This window comes from Aeoliella mucimassa, from assembly GCF_007748035.1.
Lineage (GTDB): Bacteria > Planctomycetota > Planctomycetia > Pirellulales > Lacipirellulaceae > Aeoliella > Aeoliella mucimassa.
In genome coordinates, this window is sequence record NZ_CP036278.1 from 548554 (window position 1) to 570111 (window position 21558).

Consider the following 21558-nt stretch of genomic DNA (forward strand, 5'->3'; position numbering starts at 1 on the left):
TAGGGCGATTCGCCCAGCAGTGCTAAGCCGACGCGACGTGCAGGAAGCCGGTGCTGTAGGTCACTGCGCGGCCGCCGATGGCGACTCGCTCGCCGCGGTGTTCGCAGCTCAATTCGCCGCCGCGTTGCGAGACTTGTAGCGCCCATAGTTGGCTGCGATCGAGTTGTTCGGCCCAGTACGGAATCAGCGTGCAGTGAGCCGAGCCGCATACGGGGTCTTCCGGCACGCCGGCACCAGGGGCGAAGAACCGCGAGACGAAGTCGGCCTGGTGTCCTGGTGCGGTCGCGATCACCCCCAGGCAATCCAGCTCTTTGAGCAACGTCATGTTCGGGCTCAGATTGAGCACGTCATCTTCCGATTCGAATACCGCCATGTAGTCGCGCGACTTGATCACCGTATGAGGTTCGGCACCGAGGGCATCGATCAAGGTTTGCGGTGCTTGGCACCGCTCGCCAGCGCGGGTGGGAAGGTCGAGCGTCATTAGGTCGCCAGACGCCTGCACGGCGATCCGCCCAGCGCAGGTTTCGAAGTCGAGTCGCTCATTGCGATAGCCAAGGTGCTGCATTACCACGTGGGCGGTCGCCAGGGTCGCGTGCCCGCAGAGGTCGACCTCGCGGGCGGGGGTGAACCATCGCAGGTCGAAGTACTCGCCGCGGGGCACCACGAAGGCGGTTTCCGAAAGGTTGTTCTCGGCGGCGATCGACAGCATCAACTCGTCGGGCAGCCACTCGGCTAGCACGCAAACGCCAGCCGGGTTACCGGCAAACACGTGGGAAGTAAATGCATCGACCTGATAATACGGAATGCTCATGGCAATTTGCTCGAAGCCAGGCGGGGGAGCTAAGGGGGAACTTACCATTCTATCGGTAAGCCGAAGTCGCGTCACGCGCCCGGTGACCTCCGACAGCCAGAAGACAAGCCACCCCGCAGGGTGGTTCGATGGACAGATGGGAGGGCTGGTTTTGGGGAGAATGAATTTTTATGAGGGAATAGTCCCACTGTTTTTTAGGGAAGTATTTCTAGTCGATCCGTTTGTGGTAGGATCGCTGGAACTGTTCGCGATCGATGCAGACAAATCCTGGTAAGGAGCGTGCTGTTGTGAGCGATGAAAAAGAGATTCCCGATCAAGCTCGTAACATGCTGTCGCAGCATGGCAGGAGCATCGACTTTTCCGATGGCTGCTCATTGGGCCTTGTTGACCTCTCGCGCACCAAGGTCGACAACGACGACTTGCAAAGCCTGGTTTTCTATCCTGGGATCAGCAAGTTAAATCTGGAAGGTACCACGATCTCCGACGCTGGCATGGTGCACGTGGGCAAGATGCAACACCTTGAGTCGCTGAACGTCGACGGTACGCTTGTTTCCGATAGCAGTCTTGCGAAGCTCCTGGAGCTTACCAGGCTCGAGCGGCTGAATCTCGGTTGCGCGCAGCCATGTTCTCCTGCAGGCCAGCGACCGATGCCAGTGTCCGCGGTGCTGAGAAACCGGATTACCAACCGGGGACTGGCGGTATTGGTCGACTGCATCTCGCTCCGTCGATTGAACTTGCAAGCAACCCACGTGAACGATCGTGGGCTTCTACACTCGCTTCCCGAGATGCCTGGCCTGCAAAGGTTAACGCTCAGCTATCTCGATATCACCGACCACGGCATCGACGCCCTCGAGTCGCTCAAGTGGTTAGTGGAACTAAGACTCGAACATACCGCGATCAGTAGCGATGCGATGATCCGCTTGATGTCGAGCAAGGTACATTCGCTTCGCGATCTCGATTTGTCGAATACCGTGGTTAGCGACGCAACGCTTGCCGCGTTTCCCGCGGATTGCCTGCTGCAAGAGTTGCGACTGATCGACACGGTCGTTTCCGACGCTGGTTGTCAGCATTTGTCCCAATACAAGTCGCTTCAGAATCTTCGCTTGGATTACACGCAGGTCACCGACGACGGCGTGCGTGAGTTAGCCGCTTGCGGTCAGTTGCGAAATCTCGAACTTTTTCGGACCAAAGTGTCCGATACCTGCTTGGTATGGCTCTCCGATCTCTGGCTCGAGCACTTGGGACTTGGTTACACGGATGTGACCGACGTCGGCATGCCCGACGCGGCGGAGTTTCCCGCGCTCAAGAGTCTCGATCTGCGCGGCACGAAACTCACCGATCGAGGGCTGCGGCATTTGGTGCAATCCTCCAGCCTCGAGCAGCTATTCCTCGACCACACATCGATCACTGGCGAGGGGCTGCGTTGCTTGATCGGCGGCCGGCTGCAATCGCTCTCGTTGCACTCGCGAATAGGTGACGACGGACTGCAGGTGCTGGCGAACTGTCCGAGTCTGGTACGGCTTGCCGTCCGCTCGGCGGGCGCGAGCGACTGGCGTCCGCTCGCTGAGCTACAGCAACTCGAAGTACTGTTGATCGACGACGAAGTTGCCGACTTGTCGCCGCTGCAATCGCTCCGCAACCTGAAATACCTGCTCCTCTGGGGCGACCGGTTCTCGGCCGCTTCGCTGGCCAGGCTTCGGCTAGCACTGCCCGACTGCCAGATTGCCACCTATGAACCCAAGATGGTTGCCTGGTGCGATTTCCGCAAGCTTTGTCCTTATGGCTAGAGCGAACCTAGTTCCGCCGCGGGCACGACGATGGCTCTCTTGCTTCGGACGGGGCCAAAGTTCGAGAGCCATCGCTGGAGTGATTCCCGCTGGCGGGTATCGGGGCTCTATCGGCGGCGGCTAGATGGCTTCGAGATAGCGCCGGGAGACTTCTTGCCAGTGGATGAGTGAGAAGAAGGCCGACACGTAGTCGGGCCGGCGGTTCTGGTAGCTCAGGTAGTAGGCGTGCTCCCAGACATCGAGCCCCAGGATCGGCGTGCGGCCTTCCATCAGCGGGCTGTCCTGGTTCGGGGTGCTTTCGACCACGAGGTTGCCGGAGTCGACACTCAGCCAGGCCCAGCCGCTGCCGAAACGGCTGGTTGCCGCGTTGGCGAACTCGGTCTTGAACGACTCGTAGCTACCAAACGTCGTTTCGATGGCTTCGTGCAGCTTGCCGCTCGGCGCGGTGATTCCTTCAGGGGTCAGCACGCTCCAGAACAACGAGTGATTGGCGTGACCGCCGCCGTTGTTGCGAACCGCGGTACGCTTGGCCTCGGGGATCGCCGAGAGGTTGCCGAGAATCTCTTCGAGCGGCTTATCCTCGAAGCCGGTGCCCGCCAAGGCGTCGTTCAGTTTGGCGACATAGCCTGCATGGTGCTTCCCGTGATGGGTCTCCATGGTCAGGCGATCGATGGCTGGTTCGAACGCATCGGTCGCGTAGGGGAGGGCGGGTAGTTCAAATGGCATGATCGTTTAATCCTTGATAGGGAGAGTGTTGAGAGGGGGGAGCGTGCTGGCCGCGCCGCGGCGGCACGGCAAACGCGTTACCACACGTGTACCCCTTCGCGGTCGAAGAACCCGCCGGTGGGGCCGTCGTCGCCGATCAAGGCGTACTTCACCGACGATTCAGCGCCGACTTCCACCGGTTGCGCCCCCTCGAGGGTCACGTAGCGGGTCGCGGTCAAACCAGGTTCCACTGCGTTGACCTTGATGCCGGAGTCTTTCAGTTCGCGGGCGAAGTGAATGGTCAAAGCGTTGAGCGCCGCCTTCGATGCCGCGTAGGATGGCAGCACGACGGAGTAGTAGCGACTGTTCTCGTCGGACATGTTCAACAGCGACGCTAACCTGCTGGAGACGATCACGATGCGTCCTTGCGACGACTTGCGAATCAGCGGCAAGAAGAGCTTGGTGACCGAGAAGGTGCCGATCACATTGGTTTGGAACGTGAGCGTGAAGTCTTCGATCGACATCTCGCTCAGCGGGGTGCGATCCAACGCAATGCCGGCGTTGTTTACCAGCACGTCGAGCCGACCGTACTGCTCGCCGACCTGCTGAGCTGCTTTCTCGATGCTCTCCCGGTCGGTCACGTCGAGTTGCACCAGGCCGACTGAGAGTCCGGCTGCGGCAAACGCCTCGACCACTTTCTGACCCTTCTCCAGGCTTCGCGAGCCAATCAGCACCTGCAGACCCTGCTGCGCTAGCTGGCGTGCGGTCTCTTTGCCGATTCCGTCGGATGCTCCGGTAACCAAGGCGATCTTTTGTTCTTGTTCGCTCATCTCTCTTTTTCCTTGAACTGTTGACGGTTAGGTTGCGGCCTACCAGAATTGGAAGGACTAGTCACCTCAACCAAGCTTGAGGTATAACCTCAAGTTAACTTTAGGTGAAGGGCCGGCTTATGTCTAGCCAGGACAACGACGAGACTTTGCTAGCGATCGGAGAGCTAGCCCAACGCAGCGGCATCGCCGTGTCGGCCATCCATTTCTATGAGTCGAAAGGGCTGGTCCGCAGCACTCGAAACAAGCGGAATCAACGGCTTTTTTCGCGTCGCGAACTCCGCGTGCTTGGCCTGATCAAAGTGGCCCAGGACCTGGGATTCACGCTCGACGAGATCGGCGAGGCCTTCAGCGGTATCCCTACCGATCGGGTTCCCACAACCCGCGACTGGCAACGGGTGAGTCGCGCGCTCGACGAAGCACTGCAGGCAAAGATCGAACTCGCTACGCGGATGCGGAACAAGCTGAACCAGTGCATCGGGTGCGGGTGCCTGTCGCTGAACGACTGCCCGCTACGTAATCCGAGCGACGAACTTGCCGAGAAAGGTCCGGGACCTCACTTGCTGCGGTAGCCGGTACGAAGCTCCTCTCAAGGTACTGGCGATGGGCTCAAACTGGCGACGGGGTGGCTCTTTTGGCAAGCCAATTCCCGTATTTTGCCGCCGAAAGTGGCCAATAATCGCGCTGGATTTGCCGGAAGAGTTTGGTCTAATGGAGGATGGTCGGCTACCAGCGTGGTAGCGGCCCGAAGGGGCGGATTTCGCCCCACCCTGTAATCACCGCAACCAACTTGCGACAATGGTGCTCGATGTAAATAGTGCGTTGCAAACGACTTACGCAGCTTGGGTGCGACGTAAGAAATGCCCCCACCCATCGATTTTCCCGTTTTGGGGGCAAAACCACTTCGGGCGGAATCCCCGAAGCACCTGCGTTGCTACCACGAAACTAGTCGTACCCCTCGGGGTTTAACTTTCCAGGTCAACCGAACTAACAACCAACCAACACCACGTGAGCGTCAGCCAAGCAACCATCGACCGATATACGCAGGCGGATCCCGACGTACGGCTGATGCTGCGCGTCGCGGCCGACGATGCGTATGCGTTCGAAGAGCTGATGCGGCGATATCAGAATCGCGTGGTCGCGGTACTTACCCACCTGGTGGGACGACGCGACATGGCCGAGGACCTGGCACAGGATGTGTTCTTGCGGATTTATCGTGCTCGCAAGCGGTACGTGCCGGCTTCGAAGTTTAGCACCTGGCTTTTCACCATCACCAACAACGTGGCTTCCAACGCGCTGCGATCGCTCTCGCGGCGCAAAGAAGTGAACGTAACGCCGGCTTCGCCGAATGCCTCGGGGGCGAATCCCATCGAGAACACCGCGCTAGCAGCCAGCGGCCTGATGCCCACCCGGCAACTCGACAAGTCGGAGATGTCGCAGGTCGTGCGTCAGGCGATCGAGAGCCTCAACGAGCGGCAACGCATGGCGGTGCTGCTCGCCAAATTCGAACAACTCAGCTACGCCGAGATTGGCGAGATCATGGACCTCACCCCGCAGGCCATCAAGTCGCTGCTCAGTCGCGCTAGAGCCAACTTAAGAGAAGTACTCGAGCCCTACCTGGAACAGGGCGAAGTGAAGGTTTAATCCACTTTCGGCACACGCAACTCAACCCAACTCCCGATTATCGAATACTAACCAACTCCACCCCCTCCATTTTCCATGTCCAGTCCTCAACAATCTGACGAGATGCTCCGCGAAGAGCTGGTTGCGTATCTCGATGGCGAGTTGTCGGCCGCGGATAGCGAGTCGATAGAGCTTCGCATTAGCAAGGACGATTTCGCGCGGGAAGAACTGCAACAGTTCGATCGCATTTGGAATGCACTGGACGAATTGCCTCGGGTGGAAGTGGGCGACGGCTTTACGAAGACCACCATCGAGATGGCGGCCGTCGAAGCCCAAAAGGAACTCGCGGCCGAAACCGCGATGCTGCCGGTCCGCAAGCGGAACCGCCGGCTCAAGACGATTGGCATGATCGCCGCGGCCGTGGTGGTTGGCTTCGCCGCGCTCGGCGTGCTAGCGCCGAATCAAAATCTGCAGCTCTACAACAATTTGCCGGTGATCATGCAGCTCGACGCTTACAGCGAAGCGCATGATGTCGACTTCCTGCGCCTGCTGCATGCGAACTGCGGCGACTGGCTGCTCAAGGAATGGGCTTCGGAAGTGGACGACGACGTCGTGTCGCTCGAACAACTCACCACGGCCAGCTACCGCGATCGCGTGACATTCGTCGAAAACCTACCCGCGGATCGGCGGACCGAACTCGCCAGCCAGCATCAGCGGTACGAGAGTCTTAGCTCCGATAAGCGTGCCGAACTCGCCAGCTGGCACCAGACGATGGCCAGCGATCCCGATGCGGAAGTGCTGCAGAAAACGATGCTGGCTTATTACGCCTGGCTGTCGCGCATTCCCGAGAGCGATCAGTTCCGCTTGCGAGCGCTGCCGGCTGACGAACGAGTGGCCCGCGTCGAGCAAATGCACCGAGAGGCGGTGCAGAAAGACCTGAGTCGACTGACTCCGGCCAATGCGGCCGCGCTGCGCAAGGCCATGAATCGCATGGCTCAAGATCCCAAGATCCTGCGGCTGCAAGCCGAAATGCAGGCGGCCATCCCCGATCTGGATCAGCGCGAAGAACAGTTCCCCCCTCGATTGATCGAAGGGCTAAACCGGATGAAAGAAACCTCGCCGCAGATGGCGATGCGGGGGGTGTTGTGGATCTCGGCAGGCGCCCAGCCTGCGAAGGGAGTGTTTCCCAAGTTCGAAGCCTACAGCCAGGCGATCGAAGATGGCTTGATGAGCGCTCTGGACGACGAAGCGGCCTCGCGACTGCGGGGCTTCGATGAAGGGCATCGCCGCGGATTGCTCACTTACTGGCTCTGGATTGCCTCGCAGGATCGTCCCAGCAAGCTCGATGTTGCCACGCTGGAAGAGTACTTCTCGAACGGCGACCTGTCGGACGAGGATAAGGCGGTGCTGCTGGCGATGCCGAAAGAGCAGATGATGACCGAGCTTCAATTCCGGTACTACAAAGAATACTTTGCCGACGAAGAGCAACGCGACCGCATGGACGAAGTGTTCCGCAGCTTTGGTCAGCGTCCCTGGGGACGTGGGCCAGGGGGGCGTTACAACGGACGTGGAGGCCCCCGCGGCGGCGACGATCGTGGTCCCCGTGGCGACGACCGCGGTGGTCCTCGTGGCGAAGATTCCGACGCCATGCAGAATGGCGACCGTGGCGGCCCCGGCGGTAACGAACGTGGCGGCGGTCCCCGCAACGGCGGCGAACGTGGCCCACGCGGTGAGCAAGGTGGCCCCCGCGGCGAAATGGGGCCTCGCGGTAACCAGGGCGGTCCTCCCTTCGGACCGAGGGGACCTGCCGACGAGCAGCCAGGCCCTGGGCCTCGGCCGAACGATGCTCCCCCCGCCGAGCGGAATGCTACTGACAACAAACCAGCTGCTGATCTGGATGCAGCAGACAACACGCCCGCCAGTCCGGCTGCTGAATCCAGCGAGTCGCCCGCGGGTACTTCAGAGAGTACTACCGAGTAACGCGAGCGACCTTTGGTCGTTAGGCTCGGTTAGCTAACAGGACTACGTTTGAGCACGCCCAAGGCGATGCCCACCGGGTCGTCACGCTGGCAAAGAATGGCTTCGTAGCGTTGCCAGTCGCCACACTTGGCAGCCAGTTCCACCAGTCGTGGTGCGTAAGGCGATAGCCGAATGCCTTCGGGCACCAATCGCTCGTACACGGCCATGGCTTCGTCGGCCGCTCCACAGCGATCGAGCAGCACCATCAAGGTTTCGATGGCTGCGGTGCCATCGCTGGCCGGATCGCTGTTTTCGGCCTGCTGGCGGAAGAATGCCAGGGCTTCGTCGGTGGCTTCACCGAGCGAGGCCTGAAAAAAGAACCGATGGGCCGGGTACAGCTCGGCAAACGGTAAGTCGCCCGCGTATTGCAGCGTAGGGTCGAGCTGCCGCCCGTAGTCGCACAGCTCGAGCGCCAGGCGCACAAGCGGCGGATGCGTGATGACTCGCGCAAACCGCACGGTCGCTGCCAGGTGCGAAGCATCCACGTGCGACGCTTGCGACTGGAACAACCAGGGACGGTTCGCGATCAGCTGCGGCACGGTGTCGTTCGCAGCCGGCGCGGTGCCTTCCTGATCGGTAATGTGCGTGCGAAGTCCGCTACGGAGTTCGCGATCGACATGCCGCACCAGCGCGGTAGCGCACGAGATAACCTCGGCCGGCGTAAGCTGCGGGGCGATGCCTTCGAGCGTGGTAATCGCGTTGCAGGTGCCGAAGTGGCCAAGCAACCAGGCGAAGCCTCGCTCGACATCGATGCCTTCGTGAAGAGCGAGCTCGATGAGCTCCTCGATGTTGTCAGGGTTCGGCACCGCTCGGCCTAGGACCTGCTGCAGCGGAGCCTTGTCGCCGGCTGCACGCAGGTACTGCCAGCCTTCGCGAAGCCGCCCGGCGTCGACCAGCAACCCGCCGACTTCGCGGCAAGCAGCTGTGTAGTCGTCCTCAAGTTGAACACGAACCGGCTCTTCCAGATCGTCGAGCCTTGGAGAATTGATGAGTGGAATAGGCCTTGTTGAACAATTAGTCACAAACCTCCGTAAAAACTAACGTGGAATGGAACCACGTACCTTTTTTACGGAGATCGAACATGGCTACGAAAGAAAAACGAACCTACAAAGTCACGAACTGGAAGGAGTATAACAAGTCGCTCATCGAGCGTGGAAACATCACTATTTGGTTTAGCGACGAGGCGTTGGAGAACTGGGAACATCCTAACGACCAGACAAAAGTCGGTCGCCCTTTTGTCTTCAGCGATACGGCGATCGAGTGCTTGCTGACGATTCGCGAACTGCTGAAACTTCCCTATCGGCAGACTGAGGGATTCGGCCGCTCGCTGGTGGCGATGTTGGGCGTCGAGGCAGCGATTCCCAATTATTCTTCGCTCGCCAAGCGAGCCAGCAAGCTGAATGTTTCGCTCGATATCGCTAACAAGAGGGGCGACATCGATATCGTGGTGGATAGCACCGGCATGAAAGTGTTTGGCGAGGGCGAATGGAAGATGCGGACGCATGGCAAGTCGAAGCGGCGGACATGGCGGAAGCTGCATTTGTCGGTGAATCCTGACACCCGCGAGATTGTGGCGGAGATTTTGACCGAGAACAGTTGCCACGATGCCGATGCGGTTCCCGAAATGCTGGAGCAGGTGGAGCAGCCCGTAAAAAAGTTTCACGGCGACGGTAGTTACGACAAGTGGAAGGTTTATGAAGGGCTGGAATCCGAAGGCATTGAGCCGGTGATTCCGCCGCAGCACAACGCCAAGATCAAACAACATGGCAACTCTGCGGAGGAGCCTTTGCCCCGGGACGAGGCAATTCGTCAGATTCGACGCAAGGGGCGTAGGAGTTGGAAAGAGGAAGTGGGCTATCATCGTAGAAGCTTGGCGGAAACGACCATGTACCGAGTGAAACAAAGCTTTGGGAGCCATCTCAAAAACCGAGTATTCGAAAACCAACAAACGGAAGCCCGCTTGCGCTGTAAAATCATCAATCAATTCACCCAACTCGGGCTTCCACAGTTCGAGTGGAGTTAGTCAACAAGGCCCTGTAAAATCATCAATCAATTCACCCAACTCGGGCTTCCACAGTTCGAGTGGAGTTAGTCAACAAGGCCAGTGGAATACCTAACCTCGCCCGAGCAGCCATGAGCCTGGCCTCGAACAGTTCGTGCCACCTGCCGGCGGCCGCGAGTTCGTGTGTCAGGCGATCGAACAGTTCGTCGGTGGTTCCGGTCCAATTGGAGAAAGCTTGCAAGTCCATGTTTCTATTCTATCGACTTGGTGGGGTGGTCGGCTATCAATTCCTGGCCAAAGTCGGCGGGGTCGACACAAAAAAAGCCCGGCTCCCAAGTGGAAGCCGGGCTCGTTCGAAACATTGCAGCGACAGACGCTGGTTAGATCAATTCGTAGCCGTTTTGGTATTCGGGCTTGACGATCTTCTTCAGCTTGTCGTCGTTCAGCGGGGTCATGGTCTTGGCATCCCATTCCACGCGGTTGCCACTCCACACGGCCAGGTTGCCGAGCAGGATGGTTTCGGTCAGCGGACCGGCGTAGTTCGGGAAGTTCGACATCGGAGTCTTCGAGCGATCCTTGATCGCATCGTAGAACTCACGCTCGTGACCACGCGAACGTGGGTATTCGACCTTCAGCGGATCGGCGCCGAGGATCTCGATGCCCTGCTCGGCGTAGTCGCCAGCAGCGTACATCTTGGCCTTGTCGCCGATGATCATGCAGCCCGAGGCCGAGGGGGCCGGGGTGCCATCGCCGTTCTTCACGGTCACGTCGGCAAACAGGGCGTTATCAGGCTTCTTGCCACCGTCGTACCAGTACATGGTGAACGGAGCACGACCGTCGAGTTCGGGGAACTCGAACTTGATGGTCGACCATTCGGGATAGCTGTCGCCGTTGTGGCCCGAAGTTTGAGCTTCGACCGACACCGGGTCACGCATGTTGAGGCCCATGAACGGCAGGTTGCACGTATGGCAAGCCATGTCGCCGAGAGCACCGGTGCCGAAGTCCCACCAACCGCGCCACTTGAAGTCGTGGTAAGCGCCGGGAGCGTATTCACGCTTGGGAGCAACACCGAGCCACAGGTCCCAATGCACGTGCGACGGAACGGGAGCGCCAGCAGGGCGTTCGCCACCTTGAGGCCACACAGGACGGTTGGTCCAGATGTGAACTTCCTTCACGTTGCCAAGGTTGCCTTCCTTGATGCGATGAGCTGCTTCACGCATCGGGTTGTAGGCCGTGAACTGGTTGCCCATCTGGGTAACCACGTTATTCTCCTTGGCCAATTCGCCGAGACGACGAGCTTCGTAGATGGTACGAGTCATTGGCTTCTGGCAGTACACATGCTTGCCGAGCTTCATGGCGGTAGCCGCGATGATGGCGTGCATGTGGTCGGGAGTGCTGACCGTGACGACATCCAGCTTGTCGCCCATCTTGTCGAAGAACTCGCGGTAATCGTTGAACGTGTTACCGGTCTTCATCAACGATTCCATGCCCGTGAGGGTTTGGTCGTCGATATCGCAAAGCGCGGCAATCTTGCCGAACTTCTTGGCGTTCTTGGTATCCGAATCGCCTTTACCGCCAACGCCTACACAACCAATTTGAAGTTGCTCGTTTGCGGACTTGCTTTGTGCCAGAGCAACACCGCCCAGGGCCCAATAGCCTGCCCCCACGGCAGCAGTCTTCTGCATGAAGTCACGTCGGTTTTGTTTATTCGCCATGTTTGTGGAACTCCTCAAATAGATACGGAAATCACAGAGTGTGAGTGCCGGTCTAGGGGCAGTGATGACCGGACAGGAAGGCAACGATGTATTGTATCGCCAAGGAGTATCATATCCAAAGTGGCGACCATTTACAAAAAAACCTTTGCCGAACAAAAAAGTTTCGCCGCCGCACCCCTAATCCGGCGACACGCAGTCCCCAGGATTGGGGGAACAAAATCGGGGGAAATACAGCCCTTGGTGCCGAATTATCGACTTTTTCTCACTGCTAGTACGGTCAGCAGGTCGCATTGCACACGGTCACAAGGTATAAATAGTAGTCCTGCCCTAATGACTCGATTCTCGAGTCAATCCACTTTCTTTTACCGCATTCCCTTTGATGGTGGATGGAGACCTATGGTTACGCCGCTTCGATTTATTGCAGTTATTTGGTCGGTTCTCGTAATGATGTCGCTCTCGGCGACTGTGATGGCCGACTCCGCGTCCGAGCACGCCCTGAAGCTACTCGGAAAGCTTACCACGAACGCCGAAGGCGATTTGGTGGGCATCGACCTCGACGAACGCCCGGTGAGCGATGACGATCTCGAGCCGCTGCTCGACGCCACCAAGCTGACGACCCTCAAATTGTGGGGAGCCGAAATCACCGACGACGCGCTCGACACGATCCTGAAATTCCCGAATCTCCAGGATTTGTCGCTTCGCAACACGCAGATTACCGACGAAGGCATCGCTCGCCTGAAGGAACTGCCCAAGCTCAAGTCGCTCAATCTCGAGCGGACCACCCAGATGACCAACGACGCGTTGGTCGATCTGGCCGAGATGCCGAACCTCACCTACTTGCACCTGCTGTTCAACCGCATCAACGACGAGGGTGTCAAAAACCTGGTAGGGGCCCCCAAGCTCCGCTTGCTCGACCTCCGCGGGTGCACCATCACCAACGAAGGCATGAAGAGCCTGGCCGAAATCCCCTCGCTCGCGGCCATTAAAATCCGCAGCAACTCGGTCGACGACGAAGGCCTGAAGGCCATCAGCAAGCTCACCAAGCTCAAAGGCCTGATGCTGCAGGATTCGTCGATCACCGACGAAGGGCTGCAGTACATCGCTGGTATGACCAACATGGACGACCTCGACCTCATGCGAGCGGCCATTACCGACAGCAGCTTGAAGTACCTGGCCGGCATGACCAAGATTCGCCACCTGAACCTGCGGGGCACTTACATCGACGGTTCTGGCTTCGACGCCCTGCAGGACTGCAAGTTGCTGCGTAAGGTAGACGTGAGCGAAACAGGGGTCGACGACGCGGGACTCGAGTACCTGACCGACAAGGAAAAGTTGGTCTACCTGAATCTCTGGAACACCCCCGTGTCGAACGACGGGCTCGACGCCATCAAGGACCTGAATCTGCTGTACTTGAACCTCGATAACACGATGGTCGACGACGAAGGCATGGCCAAGCTGGCTTCGCTTCCCGCGCTGACCACACTGTCGATCGAGGCGTGCGACGTCGGCGACGAAGGTCTCGCCGCGCTTGGCAAGATCAAGACCCTCAATCGGGTGTCGGCACGTCTGACGCTCATTACCGAAGAGGGCGTTGCCGAGCTGAAGAAGGCACTGCCGAATGTAACGATTGAGTGGGACGAATAGGTCGTCCTATTCAGGAATGATTGGCTCACACGGCGATTTCGTTGCCAGGGGAGCGATGCGTGATTAGGCTGGAGCCATGCTCTCGCCATACGCTCCTCCCCAAGCCGATCCTCCTGTTGCCGCCGACCGCGACCTGCCGACCCGCGGCATGCTGTGGGTGCTGCAGGCAGCCGTCGCGCTGCTGGCCATCGGAGCCTGGCTCGTGCTGCTGTTGCACGTGGTGCTCATCGTGCGAGCAGAGTACCGCCTGCAGGCGATGCTCAAGCAGGCGAGTGCGTTTTCGGAGTTGCCGCAGGTCAGCCGCCCGGAACTCGCCAGCTACGTCGACCGCCGGCTCACCAGCGCCGGCCTGGCAGGCGCCCAGGTGACCATCGTGCCCGACGCCGAGCAGCGAGGACTCTGGCACACGACGTCGATCCAGGTGCCGGCCGCCGCGTTCGTACCCGCAGGACTGCAGAAATTTGCGGAGCAGTTAGGAGCGCCCAAGCAGATCACCGCAACATCGCAGCGTGCTTCGCACAAGCTGCTATCCCGCTAAACAGACTGGGGCGGAGCACTTATAGAGGGATAAATCGCACCTGGCGGAAGCCAAGCGACTCGATCGGAGCGTTCTCGAGCACCGTGTTGTAGACGGTCAGAAGTCGTTCGCGGAACGTGACCAGGTTGGGGTCGGCAATCTCGTTGGCGTTCGTCTGCCGGAGGGCGATCACGACTTCCTGCCGCAAGCGATACTCTTGTTCTTTGAGCTCTTCTTCCAACGCCGGAATTTTGTGCCGTACGACGGTACCGTACATCTCGACTTCCACTTCCATCGGCGAGTCGTCAACCGCACTCCGCGGGAGCGTGGTGCGAAAATAGCCGAGGTCGAGTTCGTCGAGCCGGGTGCGAATGGCCTTATTGCGCACCTCGTCGATCAGGCTCTTGCTGTCGTAGCAGCCAGCTGCTCCACCCAGTACGAGGGTGGTTAGAGCTAGGCAGAGGATCGCACGGGGATAACGCATGGCACCAGAGGGAATCAGCCGAGCGGCAGCATAATCGATACAACGCGTGCGACCATCGCACACGCAGTGTACTCCGCTCAAGCAAGTTTAGCTTGCCGCCGGTGCGCTACGGCGAGCTATGCTTGAATATGAGACGATTCCCCGCCAAACCGATGGTGCAGGTGGCCCGCTGCGCGGCAATCGCGCTCGGCTGCGCGGTGCTGACTGGCTGTGGCTCGTCGGGCAAGTCGCCTTTCGAGCGTTTCGAGCGGCTACCCACCGTCGAGGACCTCTCGACGGTCGACCTCGGTGAGTATGTGGTTCCCATCCCGGTCTACCCGGGCGACGGAGCCGGCCCGACCGCGGCGACGCAGGTGCAGATCGAGTTCGAGCTCTACGCGGCTGTCTTGCCCGAGTACGAGCGAACCCTCACCAGCAACTTCGAACGGCTGCAGGGGCGGTTTCGGAACAAGGTGATCGAGGTCTGTCGCAACACCGCGATGGAAGATCTGCTCGACCCCACGTTGACCACCCTCAAGGCTCGTCTGGCCGACGAGCTAAAACCCTTCATTGGTGATTCGCATATCGAACGCATTCACATTGCTGATCCTCAGGTGAAACGACTGTGACCTACCAAGCTTCCTCCACTCCCTCGGTATTCGCACCACGTTGCGGTTTGTTGCTGCTAGCGGTGCTGCTGCTCAGTGCCAGCTGCGCCCCGCTGGCCGGCGCTGCCGACGCCAAAGCAAAGGCGAAGAAGGGGGACAAGGAGGACAAAGAGGCCGAGCCCGAGGTGCCTCCTCCCCATGCTTACAAGCTTGGAGACTTCCATATAAAGAACTACCGACCGGTAGAGCGGGAGAAGGTCACGTTGTCGTTTACCGTGTATGCTGAGGTCGAAGACGAGTATAACGAGCTATTTGAGAAGATCTGGGACGTCAGACAACACCGGGTTCGCAACCAGATAATCACCTCCGCCCGGCTGATGGACCCGAATCTATTCGACGATCCCACGCTGCATGCGTTTCGCCGCCGCATCTACCTACGGCTGCGGCGGGCGTTTCCGGAGCTGCTGATCCACGAGATTTACATCAGCGATTTCAGCTATATGCTGGAGTAGGTGCCCTGGGGTGATTGCGTAAATCCGACGATTTTCGAGTCGAGGTTGCCGATCTGGCATTTCGCCCACCCGCCCGGTGCGATGGCTGTTCGCATGAAACAGGGTGTTGGTTATAATCGGCCAGAGCGGGACCCTTCCATTCTCGCTGGAATTTTCTGTAGTCGATGAATCTTGGCGGAATCGGCTCCCCGACGGCCAGTCGGGTCTCTCTCTGGAACAGATATGGATTAAACGATGAATTCGTGGATGTGGTCGTACGTCGGGCGAGCCAGCTCGCTCAGTCTGCTCGTGCTAGCGTTGCTCATTCCGGTGGTCGGCTGCTTCGAGCGCCCCACGTCCAACGCGCCAGCCGCGAAGGAGTCGGCCGACAGCGACTCGGGCAACGAGACCGAGAACAACGAAGTGTTCGAGGAACTGGTGAAATACGATCCTCCCTCGCTGGATGAGATCGACGCTTCGGCCAACTGGGTCGACCGACCACTCAAGGAAGTTCGTGATCCGCTCGTCGAACGGCTAAAGGACAGTCCTCCCTTGGTGCCAGCAGAAGAAGCGATGTCGCTCAAAAACGACTCGCCAGAGGCCAACGACAAAATATACAGCGTTATGCGACAATTGCCCGAGAGCGACGAGCAAGTCGATGCTGATGCGACGTGGGTGCATTTCTTAAACGGCGATCTCAAAAGCCTGAATCCGTTGATGATCAGCGCTTCGGTCGAGATGGAACTCTTGGATCTGACGGGAGTCGCACTCATTGGTTTCGATGCCGATTTCAATTGGTTTGGTTTGAAGTCAACCATCAAGTCTTGGCAAACCAGCGAAGACCAAATGATGGATAAGTTTGTGCTGCGAGACGATCTCTATTGGTCGGATGGCGAGCCGGTTACGGCCCACGACTTTGTCTTCTCGTTCCAAACGATCATGAATCCCAAGGTGACGATTCCGGCAGTACGATCGAGTACCCAGAAACTCAAGTGGGTCGAAGCCTACGATGACCACACGTTGGTGTTCTTTCACAAGAAGCCACTGGCATCGAACAGCGGTAACATCTCCTATCCAGTTGTGCCTGAGCACATCTACAAGGATAGCCTTGCTGATGACTATACGATGGAGAATAGCAAGTACCATCAACAGTTTATCAATAAGCCGCTCACTTGTGGCCCTTATGAGTACAAGTCGCGTGCACGAGGTCAGAACATTATTCTTACCCGTCGAGATGACTACTGGCAAAAAGATGGCAAGCAGATTCGTGAAAAGCCGTATTTCAAAGAGATACGCTGCGAAGTGATCACCGATCCCAATACGGCTCTGCTGACACTTAAAACGGGCGACATTGACGATTGTCGCCTGAATGCCGAGCAATGGCTCACACAAACAGATAACGCGGACTTCTACGAGAAGAACACCAAAGTGCGTGGTATGGAGTGGACCGAGTTCCATATTGTGTGGAATGTCAAGCGGCCCTACTTCGAAGACAAGAACGTGCGCAAGGCCATGGCTTTCGCTTTCGATCATCAAGAAATGCTTTCAAGCATTCACTACAACTTGGCACCGGCAGGTTTGGGGGCATTTCATCCGACCGGATGGATGGCGTCTGACAAGCCAAAGGCCTACGAGCGAAATCTCGACGCCGCGGAAGACCTGCTCGACGAAGCAGGTTGGGACGATAGCGATGGCGATGGCATTCGCGATAAGGAAGTTAACGGGCGACTCATTCCATTCCGATTTACCTTGCTCAGTTCCACGACACCAAATTCAATCAAGATCTGCACCCAGATGAAGTCGAATCTCGACCAGATTGGAATCCAGGTTGATGTGAAACCAATGGAGTTCACCGTATTGCAGGATAAATCGCTCAAGCATCAGTTCGACGCGATGATTGCGGGATGGGGATCGGGTGCCGATCCATCGACACTGGAGAATGTCTTTGGAACAGGTGGGGGACGTAACTATGGAGAGTATTCCAACACGCGTGTGGATAAACTGTTCGAACAAGGCGAGTTGGAGTTCGACCGCGAAAAACGAGCCGAGTACTACTCGGAGATCCACGAGATTCTCTGGGATGATCAGCCTTACTTGTGGTTGTTCTACCGTCCCACGTTGTATGGTCTGAATAAAGAGATTCGAGGTTTTAACTTCAGCCCCCGCGATCCCTTCGGCGTCAGCCCAGGTATCCACGGCATTTGGAAAATGAATTAACCGCGAGCAACACAGCGATCCACCTCTCCGACAACTATGATTAATTATCTCATTCGTCGTTTGCTCATTGGTGCAGTTACCTTGGTGTTAATCACCTTTTTGGTTTACGCGCTAATTCGCAATATGCCCGGCACACCACTCACGGTGGTTCAGGCGGCGGCCGATCCGAGCATGCAGCTCAGCGAAGCCGATATGAAACGCTTAGAGAGAGCCTACGGACTCGATAAGCCTTGGCCGCTTGGTTACATGGAGTGGGCAGGCAAGGCAATGTGGCTCGATCTGGGCAATAGTCTCTCACGCAAGGAACCGGTAGTTCGGTTGATTCGTCAGCGGGTGGGAGCCACGCTGGTGCTGACTGTATCGTCTTTGATTTTGAGCTATTTGCTTTCGATTCCTTTAGGGCTGTGGTCCACGGCCAGAAGCAATACCACGGCGGAACGTAGCGTGAGTTTGTTGCTTTACATGCTGTACTCGCTACCTTCGTTCGTGGCCGCACTCTACTTGCAAATTCTGTTTGCGGTGAAGCTGGAGATCTTGCCACTGCGCGGGATTGTCTCAATGGACTACGCCGAAATGACAACGTTTGGCAAAGTGTGGGACATCTTCCTGCACTCACTGTTGCCAATCGTTTGCTTTACCTACGGTTCGCTGGCTTACTATTCGCGGTTCATCAAGTCGAACATGCAGGAAGTGATTCGCCAGGATTACATCCGTACTGCGAAAGCAAAAGGCTTGAGCGAGTGGGCGGTGCTGGTGAAGCATGCCTTCCGCAACACGATGATCCCGCTGGTAACTCTGGTAGGCTTGACGCTTCCCAGCTTGCTGGGGGGAGCCATTATTCTGGAAATGATTTTCGACTGGCCCGGCATGGGCCGACTGTTCTTCGAGTCGCTAAGTGAGAGAGACTACCCGACCATCATGGGCCTCACGCTCATGTTTAGTGTACTCACTCTGGTTGGCCAATTGCTGGCCGATGTTTTGTACTCGGTTGTCGATCCACGCGTCACTTACAATTAGCCCACGTTCCATGGCAGATGAACCACCAGTCACCGAGCAGGTGACAAAAGCTCCGAAATCTCCAGGGTTCTGGCGCGAGACCTGGCAGCGATTCCGTCGCCGCAAGGCCGCCATGCTGGCGTTGACCTACGTATTGCTGATGGCCCTGGTTGCCTTGTTCGCACCAGCCATCGCGGGCACCAAGCCGGTGGTCTGCAAGTACAAAGGTAACCTCTACTTTCCCGCGCTCGGTTACTTCAATCCAAAGTGGGAAAACCCCGTGTTTCAGAAAGACCGCTTCCGTAAGCGGTACCCCAAGAACTTGAAAGAGAAGGATCCTGAAAGTTGGGCCATCTGGCCGCTGGTGTACCAGGATCCGTTCCGCCGGATCACCGAAGACGAATGGCCCGGCCAGCCGGAGAATCCAACCGGAGCCGATGGTGTGCCGAGTCGCTACAACTGGTTCGGGACCAACCAGCAAGGATTCGACGTGTTTGCCATGATGGTGCACGGCACGAGAATCGCGTTGCTAGTGGGCTTCGTGTCGATGGGCATCGCCGCGACGGTCGGCATCACACTCGGTGCCTTGGCCGGTTATTTCGGTGGCTGGGTCGACATCATCATCAGCCGACTCATCGAGGTAGTACTCTGCATCCCCGCGCTCGTGCTCATTTTGGCGATGCTGGCCATTGTCGAGAAGGCGACCATTTGGCACATCATGGCGGTGATCGGTTTCACCCGCTGGACCGGCATTGCCCGCCTGGCGCGAGCCGAGTTTCTGCGACTCAAGCAATCCGACTACGTCACCGCGGCCAAGAGCCTGGGGGCAGGGCAGATGCGAGTGATCTTTAAGCACATTTTACGCAATAGCCTCGCTCCGGTATTGGTGCCGATTACGTTCGGCATTGCTTCGGCCATTTTGCTCGAGAGCGGGCTGTCGCTGCTCGGCTGTGGTACCCCGCCGCCGAACCCTAGCTGGGGAAATATCCTTCGCGAAGGAAAGAGCACCATCGAACAAACCTGGTGGCTCATCCTGTTCCCTGGCTTGGCCATCTTCTTCACCGTGCTGGCTTACAACCTGATCGGCGAAGGGCTGCAGGAAGCAACCGACCCGCGGCTGCGTAATGATGACTAAGACCTCACCCCTCGCATTTCGAGGAGTTGCAGGCAGAGTTGGTTTTGTAAATCAGGCAAGCGTTCCTTCAAGCTTTCACAGCGATTGCTGTGGTTCCCACTATGACTTCCACCGCCGCGGTTATTGATATTCAGAACCTTCGCACCTACTTCCACACCGAAGAAGGCGTGGTGCGGGCGGTGGACGACGTTTCGTTTCGCGTCGAGCGGGGCCATACGCTTGGCATCGTCGGCGAGAGCGGTTCGGGCAAGAGCGTCACTTCGCTCTCCATCATGCAGCTACTCGCTTCGACGGCCGATATCGAGTCGGGCAGCATCTCGTTTCTTGGCAAAGACCTCGTGAAGCTTCCTGAGCCCGAGATGCGCGAAATCCGTGGGCAGGACATCAGCATGATCTTCCAGGAGCCGATGACCTCCCTCAATCCCGTGTTTACGGTCGGCGATCAGGTGGCCGAAGCCATCGTGCTGCATCAAAAAGTATCGAAGGAAGAAGCCCGCAAGAAGACGATCGAGCTCTTCAGCGAGGTCGGCATCCCCGAGCCCGAGGTGCGAGTCGATAGCTATCCGCATCAGATGTCGGGTGGGCAGAAGCAGCGGGTGATGATTGCCATGGCGCTGTCGTGCAATCCTCAGTTGTTGATTGCCGACGAGCCGACCACCGCGCTCGACGTGACCATCCAAGCACAGATTCTCGACATCCTCCGCCGACTCCGCGACACCCGCGGCATGAGCATCCTGTTCATCACGCACGACCTCGGCGTGATCGCCGAAATCGCCGACGACGTATTGGTGATGTATCGCGGCAAGATGGTGGAGTATGGCACCGTGCTGCAGATTTTTGAGAATCCGCAGCATCCTTACACCAAGGGCTTGCTGGCGTGTCGGCCGCGGCTCGATACCAAGTATCGTTTGCTGCCGACCGTGAGTGACTTCATGGCGACCGAAACCATCGAAACGCCGGAAGGTCCCGAGGTAAAGATCATCGAGAAGACGCTCGACGAGAAGCGGCTGAATCAGTTGATGACTCACGGGCGGGGGCGTTTGCTCCACCCGCGGGCCGAGTTGCAGGCGATGGGCCATCCCTGGGAGGAAGGGCACCACTCGCCCGACTCCACCATGGTGCCCGACGATGCCCAGCCGCTGTTGGAGGTGAAAGACCTGCAGGTTTACTTCCCCATCCGCCGGGGCGTGTTCTCGCGAGTCGTGGGGAACGTAAAGGCGGTCGACGGAGTGAGCTTCAACGTCTATCGCGGCCAAACTCTCGGTCTGGTCGGCGAGAGCGGTTGCGGCAAGACCACCACCGGGCGGGCGATCTTGCGATTGGTCGACTACACCGGCGGAAGCGTGAACTACAACGGCAAGAACGTGTTTGCCATGGGCTCGCGCGAAATGCGTGCGATGCGGCGCAACATGCAGATCATCTTCCAGGATCCCTATGGTTCGCTGAACCCACGCATGACCATCGAAGCGACGCTCACCGAGCCGATGGTGATTCATGGACTGGCCGCATCGCGGGCCGAGCGGCGAGAGAAGGCCGCTGCCTTGATGGAAGAGGTCGACCTAAAGCCCGAGCACCTGCGTCGCTACCCGCACGAATTCAGCGGTGGGCAGCGTCAGCGGATTTCGATCGCCAGGGCCTTGGCCGTCGAGCCCGACTTCATCATCTGCGACGAGTCGGTTTCGGCTCTCGACGTGTCGGTGCAGGCGCAGGTGCTGAATCTGCTGAAGAAGCTGCAGGAAGATCGCGGGCTGACCTACATCTTTATTAGCCACGACTTGTCGGTGGTGAAGTTCATGGCCGACATGATGGCCGTGATGAACCAGGGCAAGATCGTTGAGTTTGGTCCCAGCGATAATATCTACGCGCTGCCGAAAGAAGCCTACACTCGGCGACTCATCGAAGCGACTCCTCGCGACAGCCTGGAGCACATTCGGCAGCTCACTGAGCAACGCAAGCAAGTGCGTAACCAGGGGTGATGAACGCTCGATAGGAGGTCGG

The 21558-nt window shown here is 58.2% G+C and carries 20 protein-coding genes; 13 read left to right on the top strand and 7 right to left on the bottom strand.

The window, feature by feature from the left end; all coding sequences use genetic code 11:
- Positions 1-22: 22 nt before the first annotated feature.
- Positions 23-811, bottom strand: a complete 789-nt coding sequence (locus Pan181_RS02205; protein ID WP_145245278.1) for a PhzF family phenazine biosynthesis protein — start codon at positions 809-811, stop codon at positions 23-25.
- A gap of 287 nt (positions 812-1098) precedes the next feature.
- Here Pan181_RS02205 and Pan181_RS02210 point away from each other — a divergent pair, with 287 nt between their 5' ends.
- Positions 1099-2598, top strand: a complete 1500-nt coding sequence (locus Pan181_RS02210; protein WP_197528841.1) for a leucine-rich repeat domain-containing protein — start codon at positions 1099-1101, stop codon at positions 2596-2598.
- 120 nt (positions 2599-2718) lie between these two features.
- On the opposite strand, the gene Pan181_RS02215 is transcribed toward Pan181_RS02210, so the two are convergent.
- Positions 2719-3324: a superoxide dismutase gene (locus Pan181_RS02215; protein ID WP_145245280.1), complete on the bottom strand. Its 606-nt coding sequence runs from the start codon at positions 3322-3324 to the stop codon at positions 2719-2721.
- A 77-nt stretch (positions 3325-3401) separates the two neighbouring features.
- Positions 3402-4133: an SDR family oxidoreductase gene (locus tag Pan181_RS02220; RefSeq protein WP_145245281.1), complete on the bottom strand. Its 732-nt coding sequence runs from the start codon at positions 4131-4133 to the stop codon at positions 3402-3404.
- Positions 4134-4252: 119 nt separating this feature from the next.
- Here Pan181_RS02220 and soxR point away from each other — a divergent pair, with 119 nt between their 5' ends.
- From soxR to Pan181_RS02235, 3 genes are all read left to right on the top strand, one after another.
- Positions 4253-4702, top strand: coding sequence for a redox-sensitive transcriptional activator SoxR (gene soxR / locus Pan181_RS02225; RefSeq protein WP_145245282.1), 450 nt, complete (start codon positions 4253-4255; stop codon positions 4700-4702).
- A 436-nt stretch (positions 4703-5138) separates the two neighbouring features.
- A complete protein-coding gene (locus tag Pan181_RS02230; protein ID WP_197528842.1) occupies positions 5139-5774 on the top strand; it encodes an RNA polymerase sigma factor in 636 nt (211 codons plus the stop codon).
- Between the two features lie 75 nt (positions 5775-5849).
- Entirely contained in the window at positions 5850-7733 is a 1884-nt protein-coding gene (locus Pan181_RS02235; RefSeq protein ID WP_145245283.1) for a collagen-like triple helix repeat-containing protein, read from the top strand.
- Positions 7734-7762: 29 nt separating this feature from the next.
- On the opposite strand, the gene Pan181_RS02240 is transcribed toward Pan181_RS02235, so the two are convergent.
- Entirely contained in the window at positions 7763-8794 is a 1032-nt protein-coding gene (locus Pan181_RS02240; protein WP_145245284.1) for a hypothetical protein, read from the bottom strand.
- 59 nt (positions 8795-8853) lie between these two features.
- Between Pan181_RS02240 and Pan181_RS02245 the strand changes: the two genes are divergently transcribed.
- The gene (locus Pan181_RS02245; RefSeq protein WP_145244898.1) at positions 8854-9795 is read left to right on the top strand and encodes an IS5 family transposase; all 942 of its coding nucleotides are present in this window, start codon (positions 8854-8856) and stop codon (positions 9793-9795) included.
- A 31-nt stretch (positions 9796-9826) separates the two neighbouring features.
- Here Pan181_RS02245 and Pan181_RS02250 read toward each other — a convergent pair whose 3' ends face one another.
- Entirely contained in the window at positions 9827-10021 is a 195-nt protein-coding gene (locus Pan181_RS02250; RefSeq protein WP_145245285.1) for a hypothetical protein, read from the bottom strand.
- A 133-nt stretch (positions 10022-10154) separates the two neighbouring features.
- Positions 10155-11489, bottom strand: a complete 1335-nt coding sequence (locus Pan181_RS02255) for a Gfo/Idh/MocA family protein (protein ID WP_145245286.1) — start codon at positions 11487-11489, stop codon at positions 10155-10157.
- Between the two features lie 444 nt (positions 11490-11933).
- On the opposite strand from Pan181_RS02255, the gene Pan181_RS02260 reads away from it, so the two are divergent.
- Positions 11934-13133: a leucine-rich repeat domain-containing protein gene (locus tag Pan181_RS02260; protein ID WP_197528843.1), complete on the top strand. Its 1200-nt coding sequence runs from the start codon at positions 11934-11936 to the stop codon at positions 13131-13133.
- Positions 13134-13209: 76 nt separating this feature from the next.
- Complete coding sequence (locus tag Pan181_RS02265) at positions 13210-13671, top strand: hypothetical protein (protein ID WP_145245288.1); 462 nt, start codon at positions 13210-13212, stop codon at positions 13669-13671.
- Positions 13672-13690: 19 nt separating this feature from the next.
- Here Pan181_RS02265 and Pan181_RS02270 read toward each other — a convergent pair whose 3' ends face one another.
- Complete coding sequence (locus tag Pan181_RS02270; protein WP_145245289.1) at positions 13691-14134, bottom strand: hypothetical protein; 444 nt, start codon at positions 14132-14134, stop codon at positions 13691-13693.
- A 128-nt stretch (positions 14135-14262) separates the two neighbouring features.
- Between Pan181_RS02270 and Pan181_RS02275 the strand changes: the two genes are divergently transcribed.
- The 6 genes from Pan181_RS02275 (at position 14263) to Pan181_RS02300 (ending at position 21536) form a co-directional block, all read left to right on the top strand.
- Positions 14263-14742 carry a hypothetical protein gene (locus tag Pan181_RS02275; protein ID WP_145245290.1) on the top strand — a complete coding sequence of 160 codons (480 nt, stop codon included), beginning with the start codon at positions 14263-14265 and terminating at the stop codon, positions 14740-14742.
- Positions 14739-15233, top strand: a complete 495-nt coding sequence (locus Pan181_RS02280) for a hypothetical protein (protein WP_145245291.1) — start codon at positions 14739-14741, stop codon at positions 15231-15233. The genes Pan181_RS02275 and Pan181_RS02280 overlap by 4 nt, the downstream gene beginning before the upstream one ends.
- 234 nt (positions 15234-15467) lie before the next feature.
- Positions 15468-17429 (top strand): ABC transporter substrate-binding protein, encoded by a 1962-nt coding sequence (locus Pan181_RS02285; RefSeq protein WP_231943731.1) that lies wholly within the window; start codon positions 15468-15470, stop codon positions 17427-17429.
- 36 nt (positions 17430-17465) lie between these two features.
- Positions 17466-18446: an ABC transporter permease gene (locus Pan181_RS02290; protein ID WP_145245292.1), complete on the top strand. Its 981-nt coding sequence runs from the start codon at positions 17466-17468 to the stop codon at positions 18444-18446.
- Between the two features lie 10 nt (positions 18447-18456).
- Positions 18457-19560, top strand: a complete 1104-nt coding sequence (locus Pan181_RS02295; protein ID WP_145245293.1) for an ABC transporter permease — start codon at positions 18457-18459, stop codon at positions 19558-19560.
- A 101-nt stretch (positions 19561-19661) separates the two neighbouring features.
- Complete coding sequence (locus tag Pan181_RS02300) at positions 19662-21536, top strand: ABC transporter ATP-binding protein (RefSeq protein WP_145245294.1); 1875 nt, start codon at positions 19662-19664, stop codon at positions 21534-21536.
- Positions 21537-21558 lie beyond the last annotated feature (22 nt).

Excerpts from the sequence above, each read along its gene's own strand:
- Pan181_RS02285 (WP_231943731.1), top strand. The coding sequence starts at position 15,468 with ATGAATTCGTGGATGTGGTCGTACGTCGGGCGAGCCAGCTCGCTCAGT.
- Pan181_RS02295 (WP_145245293.1), top strand. The coding sequence starts at position 18,457 with ATGGCAGATGAACCACCAGTCACCGAGCAGGTGACAAAAGCTCCGAAA.
- Pan181_RS02265 (WP_145245288.1), top strand. The coding sequence starts at position 13,210 with ATGCTCTCGCCATACGCTCCTCCCCAAGCCGATCCTCCTGTTGCCGCC.
- Pan181_RS02275 (WP_145245290.1), top strand. The coding sequence starts at position 14,263 with ATGAGACGATTCCCCGCCAAACCGATGGTGCAGGTGGCCCGCTGCGCG.
- Pan181_RS02255 (WP_145245286.1), bottom strand. The coding sequence starts at position 11,489 with ATGGCGAATAAACAAAACCGACGTGACTTCATGCAGAAGACTGCTGCC.
- soxR (WP_145245282.1), top strand. The coding sequence starts at position 4,253 with ATGTCTAGCCAGGACAACGACGAGACTTTGCTAGCGATCGGAGAGCTA.
- Pan181_RS02260 (WP_197528843.1), top strand. The coding sequence starts at position 11,934 with ATGATGTCGCTCTCGGCGACTGTGATGGCCGACTCCGCGTCCGAGCAC.
- Pan181_RS02235 (WP_145245283.1), top strand. The coding sequence starts at position 5,850 with ATGTCCAGTCCTCAACAATCTGACGAGATGCTCCGCGAAGAGCTGGTT.
- Pan181_RS02220 (WP_145245281.1), bottom strand. The coding sequence starts at position 4,133 with ATGAGCGAACAAGAACAAAAGATCGCCTTGGTTACCGGAGCATCCGAC.
- Pan181_RS02290 (WP_145245292.1), top strand. The coding sequence starts at position 17,466 with ATGATTAATTATCTCATTCGTCGTTTGCTCATTGGTGCAGTTACCTTG.
- Pan181_RS02300 (WP_145245294.1), top strand. The coding sequence starts at position 19,662 with ATGACTTCCACCGCCGCGGTTATTGATATTCAGAACCTTCGCACCTAC.
- Pan181_RS02250 (WP_145245285.1), bottom strand. The coding sequence starts at position 10,021 with ATGGACTTGCAAGCTTTCTCCAATTGGACCGGAACCACCGACGAACTG.
- Pan181_RS02215 (WP_145245280.1), bottom strand. The coding sequence starts at position 3,324 with ATGCCATTTGAACTACCCGCCCTCCCCTACGCGACCGATGCGTTCGAA.
- Pan181_RS02270 (WP_145245289.1), bottom strand. The coding sequence starts at position 14,134 with ATGCGTTATCCCCGTGCGATCCTCTGCCTAGCTCTAACCACCCTCGTA.
- Pan181_RS02205 (WP_145245278.1), bottom strand. The coding sequence starts at position 811 with ATGAGCATTCCGTATTATCAGGTCGATGCATTTACTTCCCACGTGTTT.
- Pan181_RS02245 (WP_145244898.1), top strand. The coding sequence starts at position 8,854 with ATGGCTACGAAAGAAAAACGAACCTACAAAGTCACGAACTGGAAGGAG.